The sequence below is a fragment of the Neisseria sp. S1 genome, from assembly GCF_048060015.1.
GTDB lineage: Bacteria > Pseudomonadota > Gammaproteobacteria > Burkholderiales > Neisseriaceae > Neisseria > Neisseria arctica.
In genome coordinates, this window is the sequence record NZ_JBLUPI010000001.1 from 52,163 (window position 1) to 78,220 (window position 26,058).

The following is a 26,058-nucleotide window of genomic DNA, read 5'->3' on the forward strand; positions in this document are numbered from 1 at the left end:
TCCGTATCATGCCTTCCCTGAAACGCTACCTGAACCGCATCACCGCCCTCGCTGTCCTGCTAGTGGCTTTTATCCCAGTGGCCTATGCCGCGATTCCCGATAGTGAAATCCCCGGTAATGCCGATATTTCAACTATTTGGGTGGTCGGCGACATTGACATGGTTGCCCGTACTTTCAGCATGATTGCAATGCTGTTTAACAGCGACTCCGGCTCTATGGTTATCAGTGCTGTTCAATTAGCCATCCTGATTGCCATCACGTTGATGTGCTTGAGCGCGGCCACTTCGATGAAGTTCGAACCGTTCAAAACCATCCTGATGATTATCTTCTTAGCGTTCGCGATTATTCCGACTACGCCGGTATATGTTGCCTCCTATTACGACCAGGCATTAAACAGTAATGCCGGTGCGGTACGCTTCCGCAAGGTGGACAACATTCCGGTTGGGGTGGCATGGACACTGGGTTTGTTCAGCAAGTTGGGCAAGAGTTTTACCGAGGGCATTGATACGGCCAGTACCGTACTGCCGGATGCTAACTGGACAGGCACGGCAGCCGTTGAAGGACCGGTGGCCGGCAATCTGTCGGTACACGGCACGCAAGGCTTTTTCAGTCCGCTGCGTACACTGATGCAGTTACGCCGTCAGTTTAATACCCCTGAAAATGCCTTAATCATGACCAATATGGCCATTGCCACCCGTTCCTGTGGCTGGAATGTGCGCTGGAGCGATGTGAGCAAAGAAGGCTTTTTGCGTGTATTGACCAGCGGTCATCAAAGTGGCATGACGCAGATTATGGTTCCTGACCCTACCGGCAGCGGCAAAGCCATTCAGACTTCCATGAATTGTGCCGATGCCGGCAAAATCATCGCCGCCCAAGTATTGAGCCATACGACCCCGGCAACTGCACAAAGCGCCTCGGCTGCCGCCAATCAGATTGTAGCCACCCGCAATATGAGCGGCAGCTCCGGTGTGACACTTGATCCATCGGCACGTGCAATCAAAATCCAATCCGAACTGAATGAGTTGCCAGGTGTATTGGCCACACAGGTCGGCAGTTCTTCAAGCAGCAATCCCCGACCAGCGGACGTATTGACGACGGCCTATGCGATGGCACAGCAGAGCGGTACCCTGACACCGAATGCACTGGCACAGTATTACAGCGCCGGTGTACAGATTGACGCGGCTTCTATTCAGGCTTCGATGATTTTTAATCAGATTGCCAATCAGTGTATCGGCGCGCAAGATGCGGCCTGTACCCAGGCGGCTGCCATGATGACAGATGCCATTGGTACGTCCGCCGTAGATGCTGCCGGTGAAGCGTCTATTTTTCAGACACTGGCAGAAGGCTTTTTAAACCTGATGCTGTGCCTGTATATCGGTGTGACTCCTCTGATGGTGTTCATGATTGTCATTCGGGGCTGGTCAGGTTTCAAACTGTTGGGCATGTATATCATGCTGGCTGCGTGGATTAACTCGTGGCTGCCGATTGATACTTTAATTGCCCACTTTATGCAGCAAAACTTGATGGACAACCTCTACAAATCAACCTTGGCCATTATGTATAGTGGCACTCCGAATGTGGTGCTGTCTCCGGGATTTACCGCCGGATTGTTCGACAGTATCCAAAAATCCATCCTGACCGGCTCATCGCTGATGGCCTACATTCCGACCATTTTGTTCTTTATCTTAAGCGGTTCGGCCTATGGTTTTGCCGCGATTGCGAACCGTGCTAATCTGGTTGGCCAAAATGCCATCAAAGAAGAACTGGAAGCACCTGACCTCCATAAAACAAGCGTCATCGGTGCGGAAAGAATGATTCAGAATTCGACCCAATACGGGCCGGCGGAGAGCATGGAGGATTTGCAGTCCAACGCCTACGCCAACAGTCCGACGACTTTCAATCTGGCCATGACCGACAGCCAAACCGAAACAGCCAAACGCGTCCTGTCGGCACAGGCCAGCGCATTGGGTACGACGGCCGAGCAAATGACGTTTGCCCATATCGACTCGAACGGTGTGGCCACTTCTTCAGGCTGGGTCATCGATCAGGCGACCGGGCAGCAGGCTTCGGCGCGTTATGTGGAAGCAGGCACTCATGTGATGGCGGATTCAACCATTCAGGCTGCCGGCGGTAAGGTTTATGCAGGTGCAGAGGCATCTGGTGGCCTAGAGTTTCTTGGTAATGGTGGTAAGGCAAAAGGAGGTGTTTTGGTAGAACTTTCTACCAACGGACAAGCCAGTGATACCAGCAGTAGCAGTACCGGCAGTGAAAAATCGGAAGGTACGACCACTAGCAGCAGCGTTACCAACAGCAACGGTCTAACCATGACGGCCGCCAGTTTGGATTCACAAACCCTGCAGGAAGTCCACAGTCAGACCCTTTCCGATTTGAGATCCGATATGAGCAGCCTGGAAAATGCTGCCTCTCTGCAGCAATCTGGCAGTAGTGCGACCAGCATTGACCAGAAAATGTTCAACGAGGTCATGATCAACGTCGACCGCGACAGCCAGGCTGCTGACATACAGCGTAATGCAGCTATTACCGCAGCCGGCCAATACAGCGACAAAGTGGCTCAGACCATTATGGATGCCGGGCGCTTTGGCGGCAATGCTAACGGAGCACTGTTCGACCGATTGATGGCATTTAACGCTGCGGGCAGTGATGCGGAGCGGCTGGCGGCCAATGCCGCCATGCGTGAGATTTTCAATCACAGCGATATGAAGGGCATAGAAACCCATAAAGCCATGCTGGAAGGCCGTATGGATATGCTTGAGCATCAAAAGATGATGCAGGGGCAAGCAGCCAGCCGAATCAGCCAAGATATTGATCCACAGAATGCGGCTTTCGTCGGCAGTTTTCGCCAAGATTTGGGTGTCGGTGAACGACTGGGTAGCACCCGAAACCTTGGTCCGCAGGTTGGTGAAAAGGTAAATAGTATGGGCATGACAATTGCCGAGCAGCGTAAAGTGATTGAGGCCAACAATGCCATGAAAGTGGCTGCGATTGAAGAGAAACAGGCAATTGAGAAGGAGTTGCGCCAACGAGCCGCTCCAGAAAAGTTGCTTGAAGGTGTATCTAAAGGCCTTGGAATTACGGGAGAAGAAAATGGGGGATTTCTTGGTATGAACCCTGTTTCTGGTAAAACTGCCGTATTTAACGATACCGATGCGCTCAACAAACGTTATGCTGAATTGAGCAGAATGTTGGACAACTACAATCCCAATGATTCTAGCAAAACCTTTGACGGTTCCCCGGTAGAAAACATTATTGGCCGCAAACTGACCGCACCGACAGCGGATCAGATGTTGGATTACAGTGACCAACATCCGACTCCGTCTGCAGATGGTCCGCATAAAGCGAATATGCAGGACAACGGCAGCTATTTGCCCACCGGCCGTGACGGTTTGACGACCTTGGCACGCAACCAAGCCTTCGGTGGTGAGGCCAAAAACGGGGTTAAAACCCAAGCAGGCGTATTGGCCATGGCACACGCTATGGAAAGATTATTCGATACCGATAAGCAGGATGTCCGTTTCAGTGCCTTCAATGATACCTATCATGTCGACAAGCGCCCGAATAGCACCCATGTACGCGGTTTGGCACTCGACATGGTATTGGATAAAGAAGGCAAAAGCACCGAAGCCCTCGGCAGCGGCCATGCTGCTTGGATGGCTGCCGAACATAAAATCCGCGATTTTATGCAGCAAAACGGTTTCAGCAACAAAGATTATTATGTGGATTATGAGAAGAAAGGCGAAGGTGGTGCCACTGGGGACCACATTCACTTCAACTTTAAGAATCAGGAAGCTGCCGAACGTTTCGAACGTCTGGCTGAATCCGGGCAAGTACGCGGCCTCGGCGAAGCCATTTCCAGCACTGCCACACCCACCGATGCGACCTCGATGTCCGCATTGCGCTCTTTAATCAGTAAGGGTGAAGGCGGCTATAATTCGGTCAACCTGGGTGAGCGTTACGGTCAGAGAACCGCTACGCGCAATCTGACCGGTATGACGGTAAGCGAAATCATGACCGCGCAACGAAACAAAGAGTTTAATGCTATCGGCCGCTATCAGATGATTCCGTCCACCTTTGCTTCCGGTGTCAAGGCATTGGGTTTGTCCGGTAATGAAAAATTCACTCCGGAATTGCAGGAGCGTTTCTTCAGCGAGTACCTGATTGGTAAAGCCGGAGGCGGAGCAGCCTTGGACTTTATCAAAGGCAGGCATAACGACATCAACAAAGCGATGGTCGCCATGGCTAAGGAATGGGCATCATTCCCTGTGCCCCATGCCATGAAAGGCCATGCACAGCAGGTAGCTGCCGGCCAAAGCTATTATCACGGGGTGGGTAACAATAAGGCACATTTGAGCCTGAGTGATGTCCGAGCCGCGTTGATACATGCTAAGAGTACGTTCAGTTGAACATAAAAAGAGCTGGCTAACCAGCCAGCTCTTTTTATGCAGAATTAAGTGAAAATGATAAAATGACTTAAATTATTTTAACAAAGCTGCAACAATGGAGATGACAAAGTACGCAATAACGCAACCCCATGCACCAAACACAATAAACTTAGCAATAGATGCTACTTTATTTTGACGTTTATAGTATTTCGTCCCTTTAAAGGCATCAATCAAGCGATCCATAGACTCACTATCCAATTGGGTTAAATCCACTTTGGTCAGGTCGATGTTCTGATTATTCTGCTTCATAGCCATACTCCTGTCGAAGATTCAAAAAATATCCCGTTTGTCTGAGGTATTGCAACATGAAAAAAACTGTCGTTACCGTTTTAGTGACTGTGCTTTTAGCTGCACAACCCTCTTTTGCTAAAAGTGCCAAAGAGCGGGTTGAGGGCTGCCTCCAAGGTAAAATCGCTAACAAGTCCTGCCTGACGATGATTGCAAACTATTGGAAACACAGTCCTGCTATCGAAAAAATAGCACGAGAGGAAGGTATTGATCCGGATTTGCTCAAGGCTTTGGTTGCTTATGAAAGCGGTTATAACCGCAAAGCAGTTTCACGAGTGAAAGCGACCGGTTTAACCCAAGTCATGCCGGGCACAGCTGCCGATTTAGGCGTACACCATTTGCAATTATTTGATGCCGAGGTTTCAATCCGTACCGGCAGCCGGTATTTACGCAAGATGTTGGACGAATTTAAAACCGTCGAACTGGCATTAGCTGCCTATAATGCAGGGCCGGGAAATGTCCGCAAATACGGTCGGAGTATCCCCCCGTTTAAGGAAACTCGTGCCTATGTCCGCAATATTACTTCCCTGCATCGCCTTTTTCAAGAAAAATCATCTAAAACAGATAATTATAGACAAGAAAATCTGCAAAAAGTTTCCGGATCAGCAACGGCCGAAACACCCCGCGTCAGCTTGCCTTCCAAACCCACGCCTATGCGTGGGACAGGCCGTCTGAAAAATACAGGCCAAACTGCCAAAAAAGCTGTTACCAAACAGGAAAGTTACTTCCACACGACAGAACGTGTCGCCAAAAACTCTGGCGGTAGTGGTAACTTTCAGTCAACAGGCAGAGCGGTGTCCCATGCGCCTGGCTCAGGCAGCTATTTTCAATCTACGGGCAGTTAAATAGGAATTTCCTCAATACTGCCATACATTTTCATAATCTTTTTCACCGTGGTTGGGCTGCATTCCGCCAATTTTGCCGTTTCGTTGATGCTGACCCCTGCATTTCTCAGGCGAAATACATTACGGTGTAAATTGACATCAGGTCTGCGGCCACGATATTTGCCTTGCTGCCGCGCCTGCCCTATTCCCTGTCTCTGCCGTTCCTTTCGGGTTTCGTAATCCTGCCGGGCAATCAGCAGGGCTACTTTCAGCAGCATATCTGACAGGCCATTCAGATAAATCTTGGCAATCTCGGGCTGACCTTCCATATCGAGCTGTGACAAATCCAGTAAGCCCGGTATGGAAAGCACAGCTCCTTTATCTTTAATTCTCTTTACCAGTCGTTCTGCATCCTGCAGAGGAAGCCGGCTGATACGATCGATATTTTCTGCAATCACTACATCGCCGGGCTGCAAGTCATCAATCAGCTCGTTCAGCTTCGGACGGTCTGCTGTCGTTCCTGAAGCTTTTTCCATATAGGTTTTGGCAACATAATAACCCTGTGCCCTAGCCTCTTCTTCCAAACGGTATTGCCGTTTAAAATCCTGATCCTCCGTGCTGACACGGCCGTAAATACGGGCTGTTTTCATTAAATCCCCGCTTTAGCAGAACATTTTTGTACAATCATATTGATTTTATCTCCATGATGTTCACCCGTAACCTTCAATTTGCGGCCTTCCGGCTTAAGCATCAGAAAAGAACGGCTACCCGCCCCTTCTCCGATTTCAACCGCAGCGGCAACAAACATACCGTCAACCTGATTCGTGCTGATAACGGTTGCTGAAGGAAAATCCGTCACGTGGGTAAATGCCGTTTTGCCGATACGCAGCCATTCCGCAGAATCGTTTTTACAATTACCAGACCATGCACCACGGTATTTTTCAGGAAACGCAATATTCGGAGTATGTTTATAGTGGCCGTTGTAAACGGTTTTTTCATTTTTGCTGCAACTGTTTCCGGCAGTAAGATTTAATCCGCCGTTTTTGTTCCAAGTAGCTGAGATAAGACAACGGCTTTTATCTTCGTCTTCGTAGTATGGACTGGTTTGTGCGAAGGTATAAGCATTTCCTGTAACAGGTTTTTTCGTGTTGGACGATTGGTAGAGGATTCCGTTTTTGGTCAAAGGATTCCCTGTATGGTCTGAAATATTGAAATTATAAACAACCGTGCCATCCTTCGGATAATGCCAGAAAACTATTTTTCGGCTGCCTTCGCCGGAGGTATAAACTCCTTGGGATGTAGCTAAAGAGATTTCAGCCAAAGCCAGCAATGTAGCAGTCAGAACCAGTTTTTTTATTTGTAATCTCCCTTATTTCCAATAAGAAATTCAATCTGATAGACCGTTAGGCAGCTTTACGGTAACGCCGGGATTTATTCCCCCCTTCGGCGAGCAAATATCCCTCACCCACCATCATGGTCAAATAACGTTTGACGGTTGATGCGGATTTTCCGCTCGCTTCTTGCAGCTCTGCGGCGGTCACCGTTTCCTGTTTTGACAACAGGTCTTCAACTATGGCACGGAAGATGCTTAATTTATCGCCCATTTTATCGCCCATTTTATCGCCTGTTTGGTCGATAACCGCAACAGGATAACTTTTTAAGGTCTGCAGAATCATACCCAACATAAATTCGATAAATACGGTTGAATCATTGGCTGCATCTGCCGCTCTCAGGCTATTGTAATAATCCTGTTGGTGCTCATGCACCATAGTTTCCACAGGCAGCCATGCAAACAGAGGGTTCCATTTGCTCAACAATACACTTTGCCATAACCGCCCCATTCTGCCGTTGCCGTCTTCAAACGGATGAATCATTTCAATTTCATAGTGAACAACGGCACTCTTAATAATTAAGGGTGTTTGATCAGTTTTCGCCCATTGGAACAAGCCTTCAACCAAGGCAGGAACAAACTGGGGTCTCGCACCCAAATGGATAACATTCCCCTGCGCGTCAAAAATACCGACATCTCCACTGCGGAAACTGCCTGACTGTTTTACCAGCCCTTGCGTCAACAGCATATGGGCCTTAAGAAAATCTCTGACGCTGAAAGCATCATAAGTCAGAATCTGCTCATAAGCGTCATATGCATTCTTAACTTCCTGAATATCTCCCGGCGGCCCAAACACCCTTTGGCCGTTAAGGATAGCTGTTACCTGCTCAATAGTCAGAGAGTTGTTTTCGATAGCCAATGATGACTGGATTGACTTAATCCGGTTTTCCCTTCTCAAGGCAAGGTTGCGTTCATGCTGAAATTGCAGTTGCCCCAGCAACCCGGAAATTTCAATCATATCGTTCAGCATTGCATTGGTCAGAGAAAATGGTGGTTTAGACATTTACTATATCCAGTTTTACTAAATTGAGTGGTAATTTTGAGTATAGCCTAACTGACCTAGCAATTTTAGTAGGAATTTTAATTAATGTCTAATTTAAAGTGTCTATCAAAAACTAACCTACTTAAAGTTACCATAAATTTAATTAATTAATTAAAAAAACACTTCGATTATATTTTGAAATTTAATTTATATCGTACGATATAAATTTAAAGCAGTATGGGAATTAAAAATGAAATATTCGCTTAAATAATAGTTCGGGTATCGGAAACCCAAATACCAGATGAAATTTCCCTGAAGTTACTCCAAGTAGCTTTGGGGAAATTTTATCCGCCAACCGGAGAGAGGCAGCAATAGGGGTCGTTTGCGGGAGGGGGCGGAATCCTACGCTAAGGCTTTGGCCAGCGATATTCTCCGGTGAGATTGATGTGTTCCCATCCGAGCGGCGAAACATGGGCCAAGAGATCGGGCGATAGCAGCTTTCCATCGCGTTTCTGGTTTGCAACGACCTCGCCGAGCTTCATGGTGTTCCAGAAGATGATGATGGCGGCGAGCAGATTCATGCCGGCGATGCGGTAATGCTGGCCTTCGGCGGAACGGTCGCGGATTTCACCGCGGCGGTGGAAGCTGATTGCCCGCTTCAGCGCATGATGAGCTTCGCCTTTGTTGAGCCCGATCTGGGCACGCCGTTGGAGTTCGGCATCCAGAATCCAGTCGATCATGAACAGGGTGCGCTCGACGCGACCGACTTCCCGCAGGGCTGTCGCGAGCTCGTTCTGCCGCGGATAGGAGGCGAGTTTCCGCAGAATCTGGCTTGGCGCGACGGTCCCGGCAGCAATGGTGGCGGCGATGCGCAGGATGTCGGGCCAATTGCGCTCGATCATGGCTTGGTTGACCTTTCCGCCGATCAACGCTCGCAGGTGCGCCGGGGCGGCCGACGGATTGAACGCGTAGAGCCGTTTGGATGGCAGGTCGCGGATGCGCGGAGCGAACCGGTAGCCGAGAATGGCACATGCGGCAAAGACGTGATCGGTGAAGCCGCCCGTGTCGGTGAACTGCTCGCGGATATGGCGTCCAGCATCGTTCATCAGCAGGCCATCGAGGATGTAAGGCGCTTCGCTTGCCGTTGCAGGAATCACCTGGGTTGCGAACGGCGCATATTGGTCGGAGACGTGGCTATAGGCTTTCAGGCCCGGGGTATTGCCATATTTCGCGTTGACCAGGTTCATGGCCTCACCTTGCTCTGTAGCGACGAAGAACTGTCCGTCGCTCGAAGCCGACGTGCCCATGCCCCAGAACCGGGCCATGGGTAACGCTGCCTGTGCCTCGACCACCATGGCCAGCGCCCGGTCATAGGCTTCGCCCTCGACATGCCACCGTCCAATGCGGATCAATTCCCAGAAGGTGTGGGTGTTTGTCGCATCCGCCATTTTGCGCAAGCCGAGGTTGATCCCTTCCGCCAAGATAACGTTCATTAGCCCGATCCGGTCAGCGCAGGGTGCTCCTGTGCGCAGATGGGTGAACGCTTCGGTGAAGCCGGTCGCCGCATCCACCTCCAGCAGGAGATCGGTGATGCGCGTGGGCGGGATCTGCTTGTAGAGATCGAGCACCAGATCTTCGGCGCCTGTCGGCGCGGCGGCTTCGAGTTTCTCGATATGCAGAACGCCGTTTTCAATCGAGATGCCGTTCCGGTAGCACCGCCAAGAGCGGTTCGATCCATGTGCGACGGGAATGGCAGTCGGGTGGTTGGGGCGTGCCCGCGACGAACGCCACGTCCAACCTGCCGGCGCGAAGCTGCACCACCGCTTCACGGGCCGGGCCTTCGGCGATCTCGACTTCAACATCGGGGTAATCCTTGCGGTATTGGCCGATCAGCTTTGCGAGGAAGCTATGCGGAATCAGGGCATGGATACCGATACGAAGCCGGCCGCTTTCTCCGGCTGCCGCCATGCCGGCGGTTTTCACCGCATGGTCGAGTTGGTCAATACCTACGGCTATCCGCTCGACGAAATGGCGTCCGGCCTCGGTCAGCCGAACGCCGCGCGCATGACGCTCGAACAAGAGGATGCCGAGGTCTTCTTCCAGTGCCTTCACGCGGGCGCTGACGCTGGACTGTGCAACGCCGAGCGCGTTGGCGGCGTGACGGAAGTTGAGATATTCGGCGACAGCGAGAGTGTGAACTAAGGTCATCATTGGCACTCGCCCCGAAAGGAGATGATTGCTCAACAGATTTAATCCGTCATTTCTCCTAAGTCTACGCATGCCAAATCGCCATGACTAAATCACAATGAAGTTGCGAATGGTCTGCGTAGTATTGGCAGACATATTAAATAGAGGATCGCGCCGACAATCCAAACCCAACCGTTCCATGCCCCGGCGGTGGCAGAATAGAGTGCTGTGAAGCCAAGCGGTCCTGCGATAGAGCTTAGATTGGTGAGGCTCGTTAGCGTTCCTTGCAAAGCCCCTTGCTTGTTACTGCTGACATTGTTTGAGAGCATTGCCTGCAAGGCCGGCATGCCAACACCCCCGGCGGCAAGCAGCAACAGAATCGGGAACACCATCCATCCCTGCGTGGCAAAAGCCAGAAGAACGAAGCCAGTCGCATCCGCAGCCATGCCAAACAGCAGCGTGCGCCGCTCTCCAAGCCGGCTTGAAAGCGGGCCGGTAACAAACGCTTGGAAGATCGCATGTGTTGCCCCAAACGCCGCGAGCGACAAACCAACGGTCGCGGTGTTCCACTGAAAACGGTCCTCCCCATATATGACCCATAGGGCTGCAGGCACTTGGCCGATCAGTTGAATAATGAAGAAAACTGCGAAAAGCGCACCTAGCCCGCGCAATGCATCATCCAGCCGTAACAGAACGAATGGTTTGATGCGAACCGGCTTTCCGGTCCCGCCATGGCTGTGATGAGTCTCCTTGAGGAAAATGCAGGCAAGCAGGAACGCGAACCCGTTGAGAAGGGCGGCGGCGATAAACGGGGCATGAGCAGAGATACCACCGAGCATGCCACCAAGTGCTGGCCCGGCAATCATGCCCGCCCCATAACAGGCCCCCATGTAGCCGAACCAGCGTGCGCGAGAACCTTCCCCCGTCGAATCGGCAATGGTTGAGGCTGCTACAGCTCCGGTTGCGCCCGTGACGCCGGACACGAGTCGGCCGATATAGAGCACCCATAAGACCGGCGCTGATGCCATAATCGTGTAATCGACTGCGGCTCCTGCAAGAGAAGCCAGAAGTACCGGACGCCGACCGTAAGAATCCGAAAGCTGTCCAAGCATGGGCGCGAAGACGACCTGCATCAATGCATAGAGCGACAGCAAGGCACCATAGTGTCCAGCGACCTGCTCTGCTGGCACAAGCTCACGCAGAAGCGTCGGAAGGACGGGCATGATGAGGCCGAGACCCATGGCGTCAAGACCCACGATCAGCAGGGCAATGATGGCAGAGCTGCGCACCTGAAACTCCAGCGCCGCTCAATGGAGCGACTTTATCAACGATAAGGAGATGGAAATATAACTTATCGGTGATAAATTGTCAAGCACTGGCGAAGGAACGTGAATGACCAAACTGGACAAGGGCACCGTGATCGCGGCGGCGCTAGAGCTGTTGAACGAGGTTGGCATGGACAGCCTGACGACGCGGAAGCTCGCTGAACGCCTCAAGGTTCAGCAGCCTGCGCTTTACTGGCATTTCCAGAACAAGCGAGCGCTGCTTGATGCGCTCGCCGAGGCGATGCTGGCGGAACGCCATACCCGCTCGCTACCCGAAGAGAATGAGGACTGGCGGGTGTTCCTGAAAGAGAATGCCCTGAGCTTCAGAACGGCGTTGCTCTCTTATCGGGACGGCGCGCGTATCCATGCCGGCACTCGACCGACAGAACCGAATTTTGGCACCGCCGAGACGCAAATACGCTTTCTCTGCGCGGAGGGCTTTTGTCCGAAGCGCGCCGTTTGGGCGCTCCGGGCGGTCAGTCACTATGTGGTCGGTTCCGTTCTCGAGCAGCAGGCATCTGATGCCGATGAGAGAGTTCCGGACAGGCCAGATGTGTCCGAGCAAGCACCGTCGTCCTTCCTGCACGATCTGTTTCACGAGTTGGAAACAGACGGCATGGATGCTGCGTTCAACTTCGGACTCGACAGCCTCATCGCTGGTTTCGAGCGGCTGCGTTCATCTACAACAGATTAGAGGCTTATGCCCCTTTGCCGCCCCAACTGCCACGACACCGATCCGCTTTGCACGATGCCCATGACCTCACGGCCGAGCTGGCGGTCGATGACCGGCCGCCACGGGACAAGGGAAATGAGCGGTATCTTGCCAGACAGGATACCGCCATTCACGAGGTTTCGAAGATTATTGCGCCGCATCGGAGCGGGCTTGCTTCCAGTCGTCGGCTAGACGACTGGCGACTTCTCGGTGGCAGCATCACGGGATCGAAGGAGCGCCAGCCCCAACGACACCAGCACTGCCATTGCCGTGGCGTAACAAATCACGGGCCACGCTGTATCGCCGTTTAACAGCGTCACCGCCAATGTCCCGACGATACTGACTATCAGGCTTTGGATGCAGAAGTAGAACGCAACCGCTGATCCAGCGATGTCGTCGAACTGCGCAAGTGCGCCGTTGGCGGTAACGGACACCGTGAAGACAATGCCGACCGCGACAACCCACATCGGCAGGATGAAGCTGAAAAATGACGGCGATCCGAAAAGTTGGCCGATCCCCAACAGGATCGCGCCGGAAACGAGCAACGCCATCCCGCGCGCTACGCATCCCGCGATACCCCATTTGGTAACGAAGGACTTTGCGAAGCGGGTTGTCGTGACCATGACCAGCGCGACAGTCGCGAAGGCCAAGCTAAATCCGATCTCGGAATAGCCGGCTTGGCCTATGAGAACACGGGGGGCTGTCGAGAAGAAAACGAAGAATGTGCCTATGCCGGCACTAAATCCGACCGTGTAAACCCAAAAGGCCGGACTCGCGAAGATCGGCAAAACAGATCGTTGCGTTCTGGCCTGATCCAACGGTCGGGTTTCATGCCACCTGAAACTGGCGTTTAAGAGTGCGAGCGAAGCCAGTGCAGCCAGTGTGATGAAGATCGCCTGCCATCCCCAAAACTCGCCGATCAGCGCACCGGCTATAGGGCCGAGCGCAGGCACGAACGCCAGTATCGAACTGAAAAGGCCGTAGATGACGGCACCTTCGGGACGATTGGCATATACGTCGCGCACGGTCGCGAAGGTGGCCACCAGCATGGCCGATGCTCCAACAGCCTGAACCAGACGAAACGCAACAAAGGCTAATGCAGTTGAAGAACAAGCCGCTCCCAGAGACGCAGCAACGAAAGCCGTTGCGCCTACAAGCAGGATCGGCCGTCGCCCGACGCGATCGGAGAGTGGCCCAAAGATCACTTGGCCCACACCGAGCATCACCATGTAGAGGCTCAACGTGAGTTGGATTATGGATGGAGTCGTGTTCAGGACGCCCGGCATCGCCGGAACGACTGGAAGATAAATATCCATCGCCAGCGAGGCGAGGATGTCGAAGGGAGCCATAAGCAGCAAGGCTGCCGGCAGGGTATAGGCCCACGCGGGGCGTGTGGTGGTCATGACGAATCAACCTCTCGATTAAGGATACCGGGCAGCGTCTGCTCGTCAGCAATCAGATGGGATTGGTCTTACAGAGCGCCGCAACAACAATTCTGATGTTGCGGCTTACTTGTCTGCTGACTTGACTCTATTTATTATTTAAGTGCCTCATTCTACCTTACTTTTTCCATTGCCGCAATCAATTCAAATCTGGCAAAACGAGCATGCTCATTTTGCCAGTTTTGGCTGCCTGTTAATTGCGCTCAAACATCCCCAACCAATTGTTTTATATGGATTTTTTATTTCCTATAAAAACAATTCGAGCATGGTTTAAAGTAAAAACGTGCATTATCGTAAGAATAGTCTAAATTATACTGTATAAAGTTACAGTTAATGGTGGAGCTATGGCAAAAAGTCCTTTCTTACTTAGCATCAGCCAAGATATGCGGCAAAAAGGCTATTCGTTGCGTACCGAGAAAACTTACATTCACTGGATTAAGCGGTTTATTTTGTTTCATGGTAAGCGTCATCCTCTAGAGATGGCTGGTGAAGAAGTTAGGCTTTTTCTTTCACATTTAGCGAATGCGGAAAACGTCTCTATAAACACTCAAAAAACTGCTCTTAATGCGCTCGCTTTTTTATATAACCAATTTTTAAATAAGCCATTGGGTGAGCTTGATTTTGTGCCAGCATCCAAGCCAAGGCATTTGCCGACAGTTTTATCGACTGCCGAAGTACAGGCTATTTTTAATAATACGGAATTACCGCGAAATAAAGTGATTTTTTCTTTGCTCTATGGTGCAGGCTTGCGTATCACCGAATGTTTACGGCTACGGGTTAAGGATATTGATTTTAACTTAGGCTGTATTCAGGTGCAGGATGGAAAGGGTAATAAACAAAGAACGACTTTATTGCCGTCCAAACTGACATCATCTGCATGACTCTGTCCCGCGCAAGGCGTTAAAACAAGCGGTTGAAAAAGCTGGCGTTTTAAATAAAAGAGTGTCGTGCCACACCTTTAGGCATTCCTTTGCCACACATTTATTACAAGCTGGGCGTGATATTCGTACTGTGCAGGAACTACTTGGCCACAGCGATGTGGCCACAACGCAGATTTATACACATGTGCTTGGGCAACAGTTTGCGGGCACTTCTAGCCCGCTTGATAGACTTTAAACAATCTGCTCCTGCGGCACTAGCACTTCGCCTTGCATTATTCTTCTTGCGCTGCGGCTCATTACGGCTTTGGTGGCTTGCCATTGGCCATCAACTAGCTTGGCTTCTGCGCCTACTTTTAATGTGCCTGAAGCGTGACCAAAGGTTACGCTGCTGCGTTCGCCGCCGCCTGCGGCGAGGTTGACCAGGGTGCCGGGGATGGCGGCAGCGGTGGCGATGGCCACGGAGGCGGTTCCCATCATGGCGTGGTGGAGTTTGCCCATAGACAGTGCGCGTACGCAGAGATCGATGTCGCTGGCTTTTAGTTCTGTGCCGGCGGAGGTGGTGTAGCCAGTTGCTGGGGCAACGAAGGCAATTTTTGGCGTGTGTTAGTGGGCGGTGTAGCTTTTTTACTTAATAAACTGGTAAATCATCCACATACTTTTTAAGTATTCTAGATGCACTTTCACGCCGCCATAAGTTGCGGCTTTGGAGTTGATTGTTTTGTGGTAGCGTAGCGTTAAGCCACAAAACAAGCGACGGAAAAGCCGTCAACTTGATGGCCTTGTTAGCCTTATCAGCGCGACTGTGATGTATAAACGTCAAAAATTGAACGACCAATTTTAACAATCGCATCATTTCGCTCTGCCATTGAAGCCTGTGTTTGAGCTAGATAGATGCTCACAATAATTGGGGCTTGATGCTCACTCCACACAACTGCTGTAATACTCCGAGCACCAAATCCGCCAGCACCTGAGCGATCCGCAATGTTCCATCCCGCCGGCAATACTGAACGTAGTAAATTACCAGTGACTTGATTGTTCACCATCCAAGACTCTAATTTTTTCTGGTTCATTTCAGATAGCGCGGAACCAAATAAAAATTTATTCAAAGTACTGGCTATTGCCTTAGGAGTTGTCGTATCCCTCAAATCACCGAGCTTACCTTCATTTAAATCAGGCTCAATACGGTCTAGACGAGTCTCTTTGTCCCCAATTTGTCTTAAAAAATCAGTAACGCCTTTGGGGCCACCTACAGCACTTAGGATGATATTTGCCGCAGTATTATCACTTGTAGTCATAGTTGCGAAGCACGCATCATCGAGTGTGATTGCCTGCCCTACTTGCTTTTCTATTACAGGGGAATAGGTCACAAGATCTGCTTTCTTAATCTCGACTGTACTATTGGGATTAACTTTTCCTTGCTCAGCATCATATAGTAATTTAGCGCAAGCTATTGTTTTAAAAGTACTTGTTAACGGGAAGCGCTGATTGCCATTGTAATCCCAATATTCTCCATTTTGAGTATCAAGAACGGAAACACCTATACGAGCAGAAAGAGAAACTTCAATTGCCTTAACGTCTTGTTCAACTTGCTGAAACTTTGAACTACTTGCAAAAACCACGGATGGTATTAAAAGCGAAAATACCAATAAAAACTTCATGTAAGTAACCCCATAATTTTGATTGTCACACATTTTATATAAAAGCATGAGGCTCCATAATATGGCTAACGCTTGAGTTAAGCCGCGCCGCGAAGCGGCGTCGGCTTGAACGAATTGTTAGACATTATTTGCCGACTACCTTGGTGATCTCGCCTTTCACGTAGTGAACAAATTCTTCCAACTGATCTGCGCGGGAGGCCAAGCGATCTTCTTCTTGTCCAAGATAAGCCTGTCTAGCTTCAAGTATGACGGGCTGATACTGGGCCGGCAGGCGCTCCATTGCCCAGTCGGCAGCGACATCCTTCGGCGCGATTTTGCCGGTTACTGCGCTGTACCAAATGCGGGACAACGTAAGCACTACATTTCGCTCATCGCCAGCCCAGTCGGGCGGCGAGTTCCATAGCGTTAAGGTTTCATTTAGCGCCTCAAATAGATCCTGTTCAGGAACCGGATCAAAGAGTTCCTCCGCCGCTGGACCTACCAAGGCAACGCTATGTTCTCTTGCTTTTGTCAGCAAGATAGCCAGATCAATGTCGATCGTGGCTGGCTCGAAGATACCTGCAAGAATGTCATTGCGCTGCCATTCTCCAAATTGCAGTTCGCGCTTAGCTGGATAACGCCACGGAATGATGTCGTCGTGCACAACAATGGTGACTTCTACAGCGCGGAGAATCTCGCTCTCTCCAGGGGAAGCCGAAGTTTCCAAAAGGTCGTTGATCAAAGCTCGCCGCGTTGTTTCATCAAGCCTTACGGTCACCGTAACCAGCAAATCAATATCACTGTGTGGCTTCAGGCCGCCATCCACTGCGGAGCCGTACAAATGTACGGCCAGCAACGTCGGTTCGAGATGGCGCTCGATGACGCCAACTACCTCTGATAGTTGAGTCGATACTTCGGCGATCACCGCTTCCCTCATGATGTTTAACACCTGAGTTAAGCCGCGCCGCGAAGCGGCGTCGGCTTGGACGAATTGTTAGGCCGCATATCGCGACCTGAAAGCGGCACGCAAGACCTCAACCTTTTCCGCCCCGAGTGAGGTGCATGCGAGCCTGTAGGACTCTATGTGCTTTGTAGGCCAGTCCACTGGTGGTACTTCATCGGCATAGTAAAAGTAATCCCAGATGATCGCCTCCCAGCTGTTACAACAGACTGGCCGCCCGGCGATGACGCCCTCAGCCGCCTCTGGGCACGAGCCCTGCGGAGCCTCCGCGATTTCATACGCTTCGTCTGCCCACCAAGCAGGTTCGCAGTCAAGTAACTCATCCCCGATCTCCGCTAAGAATCCATAGTCCAACTCCTCCATGACGCGCCCGCCGAGCATTTCAACTATTGCCTCGAGCTCGCCGCGCCTCTCGCCGGGAAACGTCAGATCAATATCATCGTGCTTGCGTGTTACACGCCCTAGCCGTGCATCGATCGCCCAGCCCCCACCGATCCAGAGCGGCAGATTTCGCTCATCTGCCGCAGCTAGAATTTTGTGTATCAATGTGACCTGCGTTGTGTCCATGCGTCCTAACTTTGTTTTAGGGCGACTGCCCTGCTGCGTAACATCGTTGCTGCTCCATAACATCAAACATCGACCCACGGCGTAACGCGCTTGCTGCTTGGATGCCCGAGGCATAGACTGTACAAAAAAACAGTCATAACAAGCCATGAAAACCGCCACTGCGCCGTTACCACCGCTGCGTTCGGTCAAGGTTCTGGACCAGTTGCGTGAGCGCATACGCTACTTGCATTACAGTTTACGAACCGAACAGGCTTATGTCAACTGGGTTCGTGCCTTCATCCGTTTCCACGGTGTGCGTCACCCGGCAACCTTGGGCAGCAGCGAAGTCGAGGCATTTCTGTCCTGGCTGGCGAACGAGCGCAAGGTTTCGGTCTCCACGCATCGTCAGGCATTGGCGGCCTTGCTGTTCTTCTACGGCAAGGTGCTGTGCACGGATCTGCCCTGGCTTCAGGAGATCGGAAGACCTCGGCCGTCGCGGCGCTTGCCGGTGGTGCTGACCCCGGATGAAGTGGTTCGCATCCTCGGTTTTCTGGAAGGCGAGCATCGTTTGTTCGCCCAGCTTCTGTATGGAACGGGCATGCGGATCAGTGAGGGTTTGCAACTGCGGGTCAAGGATCTGGATTTCGATCACGGCACGATCATCGTGCGGGAGGGCAAGGGCTCCAAGGATCGGGCCTTGATGTTACCCGAGAGCTTGGCACCCAGCCTGCGCGAGCAGCTGTCGCGTGCACGGGCATGGTGGCTGAAGGACCAGGCCGAGGGCCGCAGCGGCGTTGCGCTTCCCGACGCCCTTGAGCGGAAGTATCCGCGCGCCGGGCATTCCTGGCCGTGGTTCTGGGTTTTTGCGCAGCACACGCATTCGACCGATCCACGGAGCGGTGTCGTGCGTCGCCATCACATGTATGACCAGACCTTTCAGCGCGCCTTCAAACGTGCCGTAGAACAAGCAGGCATCACGAAGCCCGCCACACCGCACACCCTCCGCCACTCGTTCGCGACGGCCTTGCTCCGCAGCGGTTACGACATTCGAACCGTGCAGGATCTGCTCGGCCATTCCGACGTCTCTACGACGATGATTTACACGCATGTGCTGAAAGTTGGCGGTGCCGGAGTGCGCTCACCGCTTGATGCGCTGCCGCCCCTCACTAGTGAGAGGTAGGGCAGCGCAAGTCAATCCTGGCGGATTCACTACCCCTGCGCGAAGGCCATCGGTGCCGCATCGAACGGCCGGTTGCGGAAAGTCCTCCCTGCGTCCGCTGATGGCCGGCAGCAGCCCGTCGTTGCCTGATGGATCCAACCCCTCCGCTGCTATAGTGCAGTCGGCTTCTGACGTTCAGTGCAGCCGTCTTCTGAAAACGACATCTGGTGTTCCTCATTCTCTGGTGGCTGCGCGGCCCGGTGCGCTTTCTTCTCGGCTTGGCTTCGTTCGCCAGTCTCATCACCCTACCGATCATGTGGCTTGGGCTGGACTCGGCCAATAAGACCCACATCATGCTATCGGTCGCAGGCGTCGGCCTTGGTGCGTCGGCCCTCATGTGGTTTTATGACGCGCTTCTCATGAGGCTGGCACCAGAACCAATCCTATTCAGCACCTAAACGAAGGCCGGGCCACTCACCCGGCCTTTTTTGTACGCTCATAGGGCAGAACAAACCAACGTTTTATCTATACCGCAACAGGGTATTTAATTCCTATTTAATCTGCGCTAGAATGAGGCATGTTTAACCGAATCTGACGTTTTCCCTGCAAATGCCAAAATACTATGCCTATCTCCGGGTTTCGCGTGACGGCCAAGACCCGGAAAACCAAAAATACGGTTTGCTCGAATACGCGAACGCCAAAGGCTTCGCGCCGCTACAGATCGAGGAAGAAATTGCCAGCAGAGCAAAGGACTGGCGCAAGCGCAAGCTCGGAGCAATCATCGAAAAGGCCGAGCGTGGCGACGTGCTACTGACGCCGGAGATTACGCGCATTGCCGGTTCCGCCCTCGCCGCCTTGGAAATTCTCAAAGCGGCGAGCGAGCGCGGCCTAATCGTCCATGTGACCAAACAGAAGATCATCATGGACGGCAGCCTACAAAGCGACATCATGGCAACCGTGCTTGGCTTGGCTGCACAGATCGAGCGGCATTTCATTCAGGCACGTACCACCGAGGCGCTACAAGTCGCCAGAGAGCGCGGCAAGACGCTCGGGCGACCCAAGGGCAGCAAATCGAGCGCCTTGAAGCTGGACAGCCGTATTGATGAAGTACAGGCATACGTGAACCTTGGCTTGCCGCAAAGTCGCGCAGCCGAGTTGTTAGGCGTCAGCCCTCACACCTTGCGCCTGTTCATCAAACGCCGGAACATCAAACCCACAAACACTAGACCAACCATCACCATGCCGGGGAGGGAACAACATGCCTAAGAACAACAAAGCCCCCGGCCATCGTATCAACGAGATCATCAAGACGAGCCTCGCGCTCGAAATGGAGGATGCCCGCGAAGCTGGCTTAGTCGGCTACATGGCCCGTTGCCTTGTGCAAGCGACCATGCCCCACACCGACCCCAAGACCAGCTACTTTGAGCGCACCAATGGCATCGTCACCTTGTCGATCATGGGCAAGCCGAGCATCGGCCTGCCCTACGGTTCTATGCCGCGCACCTTGCTTGCTTGGATATGCACCGAGGCCGTGCGAACGAAAGACCCCGTGTTGAACCTTGGCCGGTCGCAATCGGAATTTCTACAAAGGCTCGGAATGCACACCGATGGCCGTTACACGGCCACCCTTCGCAATCAGGCGCAACGCCTGTTTTCATCCATGATTTCGCTTGCCGGCGAGCAAGGCAATGACTTCGGCATTGAGAACGTCGTCATTGCCAAGCGCGCTTTTCTATTCTGGAATCCCAAGCGGCCAGAAGATCGGGCGCTATGGGATAGCACCCTCACAGGCGATTTCTTCGAGGAAGTCACCCGCTCACCGGTTCCTATCCGAATCGACTACCTGCATGCCTTGCGGCAGTCTCCGCTTGCGATGGACATTTACACGTGGCTGACCTATCGCGTGTTCCTGTTGCGGGCCAAGGGCCGCCCCTTCGTGCAAATCCCTTGGGTCGCCCTGCAAGCGCAATTCGGCTCATCCTATGGCAGCCGCGCACGCAACTCGCCCGAACTGGACGATAAGGCCCGAGAGCGGGCAGAGCGGGCAGCACTCGCCAGCTTCAAATACAACTTCAAAAAGCGCCTACGCGAAGTGTTGATTGTCTATCCCGAGGCAAGCGACTGCATCGAAGATGACGGCGAATGCCTGCGCATCAAATCCACACACCTGCATGTCACCCGCGCACCCGGCAAGGGCGCTCGCATCGGCCCCCCTCCGACTTGACCAGGCCAACGCTACGCTTGGCTTGGTCAAGCCTTCCCATCCAACAGCCCGCCGTCGAGCGGGCTTTTTTATCCCCGGAAGCCTGTGGATAGAGGGTAGTTATCCACGTGAAACCGCTAATGCCCCGCAAAGCCTTGATTCACGGGGCTTTCCGGCCCGCTCCAAAAACTATCCACGTGAAATCGCTAATCAGGGTACGTGAAATCGCTAATCGGAGTACGTGAAATCGCTAATAAGGTCACGTGAAATCGCTAATCAAAAAGGCACGTGAGAACGCTAATAGCCCTTTCAGATCAACAGCTTGCAAACACCCCTCGCTCCGGCAAGTAGTTACAGCAAGTAGTATGTTCAATTAGCTTTTCAATTATGAATATATATATCAATTATTGGTCGCCCTTGGCTTGTGGACAATGCGCTACGCGCACCGGCTCCGCCCGTGGACAACCGCAAGCGGTTGCCCACCGTCGAGCGCCTTTGCCCACAACCCGGCGGCCGCAACAGATCGTTTTATAAATTTTTTTTTTGAAAAAGAAAAAGCCCGAAAGGCGGCAACCTCTCGGGCTTCTGGATTTCCGATCAACGCAGGAGTCGTTCGGAAAGTAGCTGTTCCAGAATTATAGGCGCAGAGACACCAGATTCCAAGATGGCTCTGTTAAATTGTTTAGGCCGCTTTCCTGGCTTTGCTTCCAGATGTATGCTATTCTGCTCCTGCAGCTAATGGATCACCGCAAACAGGTTACTCGCCTGGGGATTCCCTTTCGACCCGAGCATCCGTATGAGACTCATGCTCGATTATTATTATTATAGAAGCCCCCATGAATAAATCGCTCATCATTTTCGGCATCGTCAACATAACCTCGGACAGTTTCTCCGATGGAGGCCGGTATCTGGCGCCAGACGCAGCCATTGCGCAGGCGCGTAAGCTGATGGCCGAGGGGGCAGATGTGATCGACCTCGGTCCGGCATCCAGCAATCCCGACGCCGCGCCTGTTTCGTCCGACACAGAAATCGCGCGTATCGCGCCGGTGCTGGACGCGCTCAAGGCAGATGGCATTCCCGTCTCGCTCGACAGTTATCAACCCGCGACGCAAGCCTATGCCTTGTCGCGTGGTGTGGCCTATCTCAATGATATTCGCGGTTTTCCAGACGCTGCGTTCTATCCGCAATTGGCGAAATCATCTGCCAAACTCGTCGTTATGCATTCGGTGCAAGACGGGCAGGCAGATCGGCGCGAGGCACCCGCTGGCGACATCATGGATCACATTGCGGCGTTCTTTGACGCGCGCATCGCGGCGCTGACGGGTGCCGGTATCAAACGCAACCGCCTTGTCCTTGATCCCGGCATGGGGTTTTTTCTGGGGGCTGCTCCCGAAACCTCGCTCTCGGTGCTGGCGCGGTTCGATGAATTGCGGCTGCGCTTCGATTTGCCGGTGCTTCTGTCTGTTTCGCGCAAATCCTTTCTGCGCGCGCTCACAGGCCGTGGTCCGGGGGATGTCGGGGCCGCGACACTCGCTGCAGAGCTTGCCGCCGCCGCAGGTGGAGCTGACTTCATCCGCACACACGAGCCGCGCCCCTTGCGCGACGGGCTGGCGGTATTGGCGGCGCTGAAAGAAACCGCAAGAATTCGTTAACTGCACATTCGGGATATTTCTCTATATTCGCGGTTCAGCAGGCATGTCCCCTTTGAGGGCGACCCGACGACAGGATAATCGACCTTATGGTGCGCAAATATTTCGGCACAGATGGTATTCGTGGCAAAGCCACCTCCGCGCTTCATCAGAAAACTGAAGGAACCTCCATTGAATCAAACTAATATTTTTTTTGGTGAATCGCATTCTGACTGGTTGCCTGTCAGAGGCGGAGAATCCGGTGATTTTGTTTTTCGACGTGGTGACGGGCATGCCTTCGCGAAAATCGCACCTGCTTCCCGCCGCGGTGAGCTCGCTGGAGAGCGTGACCGCCTCATTTGGCTCAAAGGTCGAGGTGTGGCTTGCCCCGAGGTGATCAACTGGCAGGAGGAACAGGAGGGTGCATGCTTGGTGATAACGGCAATTCCGGGAGTACCGGCGGCTGATCTGTCTGGAGCGGATTTGCTCAAAGCGTGGCCGTCAATGGGGCAGCAACTTGGCGCTGTTCACAGCCTATCGGTTGATCAATGTCCGTTTGAGCGCAGGCTGTCGCGAATGTTCGGACGCGCCGTTGATGTGGTGTCCCGCAATGCCGTCAATCCCGACTTCTTACCGGACGAGGACAAGAGTACGCCGCAGCTCGATCTTTTGGCTCGTGTCGAACGAGAGCTACCGGTGCGGCTCGACCAAGAGCGCACCGATATGGTTGTTTGCCATGGTGATCCCTGCATGCCGAACTTCATGGTGGACCCTAAAACTCTTCAATGCACGGGTCTGATCGACCTTGGGCGGCTCGGAACAGCAGATCGCTATGCCGATTTGGCACTCATGATTGCTAACGCCGAAGAGAACTGGGCAGCGCCAGATGAAGCAGAGCGCGCCTTCGCTGTCCTATTCAATGTATTGGGGATCGAAGCCCCCGACCGCGAACGCCTTGCCTTCTATCTGCGATTGGACCCTCTGACTTGGGGTTGATGTTCATGCCGCCTGTTTTTCCTGCTCATTGGCACGTTTCGCAACCTGTTCTCATTGCGGACACCTTTTCCAGCCTCGTTTGGAAAGTTTCATTGCCAGACGGGACTCCTGCAATCGTCAAGGGATTGAAACCTATAGAAGACATTGCTGATGAACTGCGCGGGGCCGACTATCTGGTATGGCGCAATGGGAGGGGAGCAGTCCGGTTGCTCGGTCGTGAGAACAATCTGATGTTGCTCGAATATGCCGGGGAGCGAATGCTCTCTCACATCGTTGCCGAGCACGGCGACTACCAGGCGACCGAAATTGCAGCGGAACTGATGGCGAAGCTGTATGCCGCATCTGAGGAACCCCTGCCTTCTGCCCTTCTCCCGATCCGGGATCGCTTTGCAGCTTTGTTTCAGCGGGCGCGCGATGATCAAAACGCAGGTTGTCAAACTGACTACGTCCACGCGGCGATTATAGCCGATCAAATGATGAGCAATGCCTCGGAACTGCGTGGGCTACATGGCGATCTGCATCATGAAAACATCATGTTCTCCAGTCGCGGCTGGCTGGTGATAGATCCCGTCGGTCTGGTCGGTGAAGTGGGCTTTGGCGCCGCCAATATGTTCTACGATCCGGCTGACAGAGACGACCTTTGTCTCGATCCTAGACGCATTGCACAGATGGCGGACGCATTCTCTCGTGCGCTGGACGTCGATCCGCGTCGCCTGCTCGACCAGGCGTACGCTTATGGGTGCCTTTCCGCAGCTTGGAACGCGGATGGAGAAGAGGAGCAACGCGATCTAGCTATCGCGGCCGCGATCAAGCAGGTGCGACAGACGTCATACTAGATATCAAGCGACTTCTCCTATCCCCTGGGAACACATCAATCTTACCGGAGAATATCGTTGGCCAAAGCCTTAGCGTAGGATTTCGCCCTCTCCCGCAAACGACCCCCAATAGTGTACCGACTGCAACAACTGTTGTTTTGTACTCAAATCGTACAATAAAAAACGGCCACATCAGTGGCCGTTGGTTTGTGCGGATTACACGTTTGCAGCCAGCTTCTCCAGCTTGGCCACAATATCGTCGTACCCGCCTAAAAGTTTATGCAGATATACGCTCAGATCAAGGAAATACACCGAACCTGTCCAGTCATTACTGAAATTCAAAAAAAACGAATGGTTCCAGTTTCCTGAAAAAGCATGGGCGTACACTTTGACAAATTCCAAGCTGATTTTGCCTTCGTAGCCGTCTGAATCCACCCAGCACTTCGCACCAGCGTGATGCAGGGCATCAGGGTGTTGGTGCAGGACTTTCAGGGCAGTAATCAGCGACGGCAGATAGAGGATGATCCGTAAATCCGGGACAGCCAAATCATATTCGTCTCTGCACGAAACCTCATTCAAGTCATCGCATTCCGGCGGTAAAATCAGCTGCAAGGCGGCTTGGCCGTTGTGTCCAATGCATTCGAACTTTTGCATAGCAACATCAGGGTTTTCTTGTTTCATCATAAACTCCATTTCTTTAAAAAAACGGAGGCAACCCCTTGGGTATTGCCTCCATAGGGTTGCGGTTGTTTATCGGGCGGGATTACTCGTCTTCATCATTTTCGTCTTCGTACTCGTAGCCGAAGTGTTCGATGCCGAATTTTCGGTAATCTTCGTCTGCACAAGGGTTGTCGTACAAATCTGGACCGATGTTGTCGTAGTAACCGGCAAAACACATGCCGTCTTCGATGTATTTGCCGACCAGCTCCAAGTCAGGATAGGCAGCACAGATCGCTCTGTACACGCCATCCGGCGGAGACCAGGCGGTTTCGAAGGATATTTCCAGCAGTCCATCTGAACGGCTGATGTAACAACAATCGGCATTCCACTTGGTTCCCCAGTGACGAATCCGCCAATCGTACCAGCCGGGTGCGCCGTGGTGTTTGATGTTGTAGGCCGTCTTTCGGGCAGCTTCGGGGTTTAAGCCGAGGCTGCATTGAAGGTCGGGACAGACATCATTCAACCAGCGGTTGACGTGGCCGACGGTCAGTTTCTGCCAATCGAAAGTCTTTTCCAATTCAGCTTTGAGTTTTTGATAAAACCCGTCGCTGATTGCACCGGCGATTTGCGGCATGGTCCGACTTTCGTTGAGACCGCCCCAGCAGATTTCATCTTGGGAACAAATCGAACTGACATTCAGCAAATCTTCGGGCATCGGGCAGATGCCGTTGAAATCGAAAGTCATCTCAGCCGGCTTGTCCGGATGGGGGCGGACAATTTTCTCGGCTAGCTCTGCCACTCGTGCGGCATCGCCGGAGACGGTCATGTGGTTTGAACACCAATTAGGCATGATAAAACTCCAAATAAAAGGCGGGTTATCATGCCCTTGCGGGTGTGATAACCCGTAGGGTTGGTAAAAAAAGCCGCCGCCGGAGGATTCCGGCTGCACATTTCAGACGGCA

Annotated in this window: 22 protein-coding genes and 4 pseudogenes; 11 read left to right on the forward strand and 15 right to left on the reverse strand. The window is 52.6% G+C overall.

Annotated elements, in window-relative coordinates; translation table 11 throughout:
• The first annotated feature begins 8 nt into the window (after positions 1–8).
• A complete protein-coding gene (locus ACEPPX_RS00285; protein WP_416622471.1) occupies positions 9–4,421 on the forward strand; it encodes a conjugal transfer protein TraG N-terminal domain-containing protein in 4,413 nt (1,470 codons plus the stop codon).
• A 72-nt stretch (positions 4,422–4,493) separates the two neighbouring features.
• On the opposite strand, the gene ACEPPX_RS00290 is transcribed toward ACEPPX_RS00285, so the two are convergent.
• Entirely contained in the window at positions 4,494–4,709 is a 216-nt protein-coding gene (locus ACEPPX_RS00290) for a hypothetical protein (protein WP_416622472.1), read from the reverse strand.
• Between the two features lie 56 nt (positions 4,710–4,765).
• Between ACEPPX_RS00290 and ACEPPX_RS00295 the strand changes: the two genes are divergently transcribed.
• Entirely contained in the window at positions 4,766–5,593 is an 828-nt protein-coding gene (locus ACEPPX_RS00295) for a lytic transglycosylase domain-containing protein (protein WP_416622473.1), read from the forward strand.
• On the opposite strand, the gene ACEPPX_RS00300 is transcribed toward ACEPPX_RS00295, so the two are convergent.
• The 6 genes and pseudogenes from ACEPPX_RS00300 to tet(G) form a co-directional block, all read right to left on the reverse strand.
• Positions 5,590–6,222, reverse strand: coding sequence for a recombinase family protein (locus ACEPPX_RS00300; protein ID WP_416622474.1), 633 nt, complete (start codon positions 6,220–6,222; stop codon positions 5,590–5,592). The two genes, ACEPPX_RS00295 and ACEPPX_RS00300, sit on opposite strands and share 4 nt — an antisense overlap.
• Complete coding sequence (locus tag ACEPPX_RS00305) at positions 6,222–6,755, reverse strand: hypothetical protein (protein ID WP_416622475.1); 534 nt, start codon at positions 6,753–6,755, stop codon at positions 6,222–6,224. The genes ACEPPX_RS00300 and ACEPPX_RS00305 overlap by 1 nt, the downstream gene beginning before the upstream one ends.
• 220 nt (positions 6,756–6,975) lie before the next feature.
• Entirely contained in the window at positions 6,976–7,965 is a 990-nt protein-coding gene (locus tag ACEPPX_RS00310; protein ID WP_416622476.1) for a Fic family protein, read from the reverse strand.
• Positions 7,966–8,351: 386 nt separating this feature from the next.
• A pseudogene (locus ACEPPX_RS00315) lies at positions 8,352–9,647 on the reverse strand (Tn3 family transposase); the annotation flags it as partial.
• Complete coding sequence (locus ACEPPX_RS00320; RefSeq protein ID WP_416622477.1) at positions 9,634–10,224, reverse strand: LysR family transcriptional regulator; 591 nt, start codon at positions 10,222–10,224, stop codon at positions 9,634–9,636. The pseudogene ACEPPX_RS00315 and the gene ACEPPX_RS00320, both read right to left, overlap by 14 nt.
• 20 nt (positions 10,225–10,244) lie before the next feature.
• Positions 10,245–11,420, reverse strand: coding sequence for a tetracycline efflux MFS transporter Tet(G) (tet(G), locus tag ACEPPX_RS00325; protein ID WP_001257840.1), 1,176 nt, complete (start codon positions 11,418–11,420; stop codon positions 10,245–10,247).
• Positions 11,421–11,523: 103 nt separating this feature from the next.
• Between tet(G) and tetR(G) the strand changes: the two genes are divergently transcribed.
• Positions 11,524–12,150: a tetracycline resistance transcriptional repressor TetR(G) gene (gene tetR(G) / locus ACEPPX_RS00330; RefSeq protein ID WP_000163574.1), complete on the forward strand. Its 627-nt coding sequence runs from the start codon at positions 11,524–11,526 to the stop codon at positions 12,148–12,150.
• Here the strand turns inward: tetR(G) and ACEPPX_RS00335 are convergent.
• Together ACEPPX_RS00335 and floR are read right to left on the reverse strand one after the other, a co-directional pair.
• Positions 12,147–12,263, reverse strand: a pseudogene (locus ACEPPX_RS00335) (DUF3363 domain-containing protein); the annotation flags it as partial. The gene tetR(G) and the pseudogene ACEPPX_RS00335 overlap by 4 nt on opposite strands.
• 93 nt (positions 12,264–12,356) lie before the next feature.
• A complete protein-coding gene (gene floR / locus ACEPPX_RS00340; RefSeq protein WP_416622478.1) occupies positions 12,357–13,571 on the reverse strand; it encodes a chloramphenicol/florfenicol efflux MFS transporter FloR in 1,215 nt (404 codons plus the stop codon).
• Positions 13,572–13,954: 383 nt separating this feature from the next.
• On the opposite strand from floR, the gene ACEPPX_RS00345 reads away from it, so the two are divergent.
• Both ACEPPX_RS00345 and ACEPPX_RS00350 read left to right on the forward strand, forming a co-directional pair.
• Complete coding sequence (locus tag ACEPPX_RS00345) at positions 13,955–14,491, forward strand: phage integrase N-terminal SAM-like domain-containing protein (protein ID WP_082412257.1); 537 nt, start codon at positions 13,955–13,957, stop codon at positions 14,489–14,491.
• Positions 14,484–14,726 (forward strand): tyrosine-type recombinase/integrase, encoded by a 243-nt coding sequence (locus tag ACEPPX_RS00350; protein ID WP_082412258.1) that lies wholly within the window; start codon positions 14,484–14,486, stop codon positions 14,724–14,726. The genes ACEPPX_RS00345 and ACEPPX_RS00350 overlap by 8 nt, the downstream gene beginning before the upstream one ends.
• On the opposite strand, the pseudogene ACEPPX_RS00355 reads toward ACEPPX_RS00350, so the two are convergent.
• From ACEPPX_RS00355 to aadB, 4 genes and pseudogenes are all read right to left on the reverse strand, one after another.
• Positions 14,723–15,094, reverse strand: a pseudogene (locus tag ACEPPX_RS00355) (PrpF domain-containing protein); the annotation flags it as partial. The gene ACEPPX_RS00350 and the pseudogene ACEPPX_RS00355 overlap by 4 nt on opposite strands.
• A gap of 188 nt (positions 15,095–15,282) precedes the next feature.
• Positions 15,283–16,149: a PSE family carbenicillin-hydrolyzing class A beta-lactamase gene (gene blaPSE, locus ACEPPX_RS00360; RefSeq protein ID WP_011113050.1), complete on the reverse strand. Its 867-nt coding sequence runs from the start codon at positions 16,147–16,149 to the stop codon at positions 15,283–15,285.
• Between the two features lie 77 nt (positions 16,150–16,226).
• Positions 16,227–17,065, reverse strand: a pseudogene (gene aadA1, locus ACEPPX_RS00365) (ANT(3'')-Ia family aminoglycoside nucleotidyltransferase AadA1).
• Positions 17,066–17,122: 57 nt separating this feature from the next.
• Complete coding sequence (gene aadB, locus ACEPPX_RS00370) at positions 17,123–17,656, reverse strand: aminoglycoside nucleotidyltransferase ANT(2'')-Ia (protein ID WP_416622479.1); 534 nt, start codon at positions 17,654–17,656, stop codon at positions 17,123–17,125.
• A 145-nt stretch (positions 17,657–17,801) separates the two neighbouring features.
• Here aadB and intI1 point away from each other — a divergent pair, with 145 nt between their 5' ends.
• The 6 genes from intI1 (at position 17,802) to ACEPPX_RS00400 (ending at position 24,457) form a co-directional block, all read left to right on the forward strand.
• Positions 17,802–18,815, forward strand: a complete 1,014-nt coding sequence (intI1, locus tag ACEPPX_RS00375; RefSeq protein ID WP_000845054.1) for a class 1 integron integrase IntI1 — start codon at positions 17,802–17,804, stop codon at positions 18,813–18,815.
• Positions 18,816–19,403: 588 nt separating this feature from the next.
• Complete coding sequence (locus ACEPPX_RS00380; RefSeq protein ID WP_012196454.1) at positions 19,404–20,060, forward strand: recombinase family protein; 657 nt, start codon at positions 19,404–19,406, stop codon at positions 20,058–20,060.
• The gene (locus ACEPPX_RS00385; protein ID WP_416622480.1) at positions 20,053–21,018 is read left to right on the forward strand and encodes a replication protein RepA; all 966 of its coding nucleotides are present in this window, start codon (positions 20,053–20,055) and stop codon (positions 21,016–21,018) included. Before ACEPPX_RS00380 ends, ACEPPX_RS00385 begins: the two co-directional genes overlap by 8 nt.
• Before the next feature lie 815 nt (positions 21,019–21,833).
• The gene (gene sul2, locus ACEPPX_RS00390; protein ID WP_001043260.1) at positions 21,834–22,649 is read left to right on the forward strand and encodes a sulfonamide-resistant dihydropteroate synthase Sul2; all 816 of its coding nucleotides are present in this window, start codon (positions 21,834–21,836) and stop codon (positions 22,647–22,649) included.
• Positions 22,650–22,817: 168 nt separating this feature from the next.
• The gene (aph(3'')-Ib, locus tag ACEPPX_RS00395; RefSeq protein WP_416622481.1) at positions 22,818–23,621 is read left to right on the forward strand and encodes an aminoglycoside O-phosphotransferase APH(3'')-Ib; all 804 of its coding nucleotides are present in this window, start codon (positions 22,818–22,820) and stop codon (positions 23,619–23,621) included.
• Positions 23,621–24,457, forward strand: a complete 837-nt coding sequence (locus ACEPPX_RS00400) for an aminoglycoside O-phosphotransferase APH(6)-Id (RefSeq protein ID WP_000480968.1) — start codon at positions 23,621–23,623, stop codon at positions 24,455–24,457. Before aph(3'')-Ib ends, ACEPPX_RS00400 begins: the two co-directional genes overlap by 1 nt.
• A 195-nt stretch (positions 24,458–24,652) precedes the next feature.
• Here ACEPPX_RS00400 and ACEPPX_RS00405 read toward each other — a convergent pair whose 3' ends face one another.
• Together ACEPPX_RS00405 and ACEPPX_RS00410 are read right to left on the reverse strand one after the other, a co-directional pair.
• On the reverse strand, positions 24,653–25,120 hold the full coding sequence (locus ACEPPX_RS00405) for a hypothetical protein (RefSeq protein ID WP_416622482.1): 468 nt from the start codon (positions 25,118–25,120) through the stop codon (positions 24,653–24,655).
• Between the two features lie 79 nt (positions 25,121–25,199).
• A complete protein-coding gene (locus tag ACEPPX_RS00410; protein ID WP_416622483.1) occupies positions 25,200–25,946 on the reverse strand; it encodes a hypothetical protein in 747 nt (248 codons plus the stop codon).
• Positions 25,947–26,058: the final 112 nt, after the last annotated feature.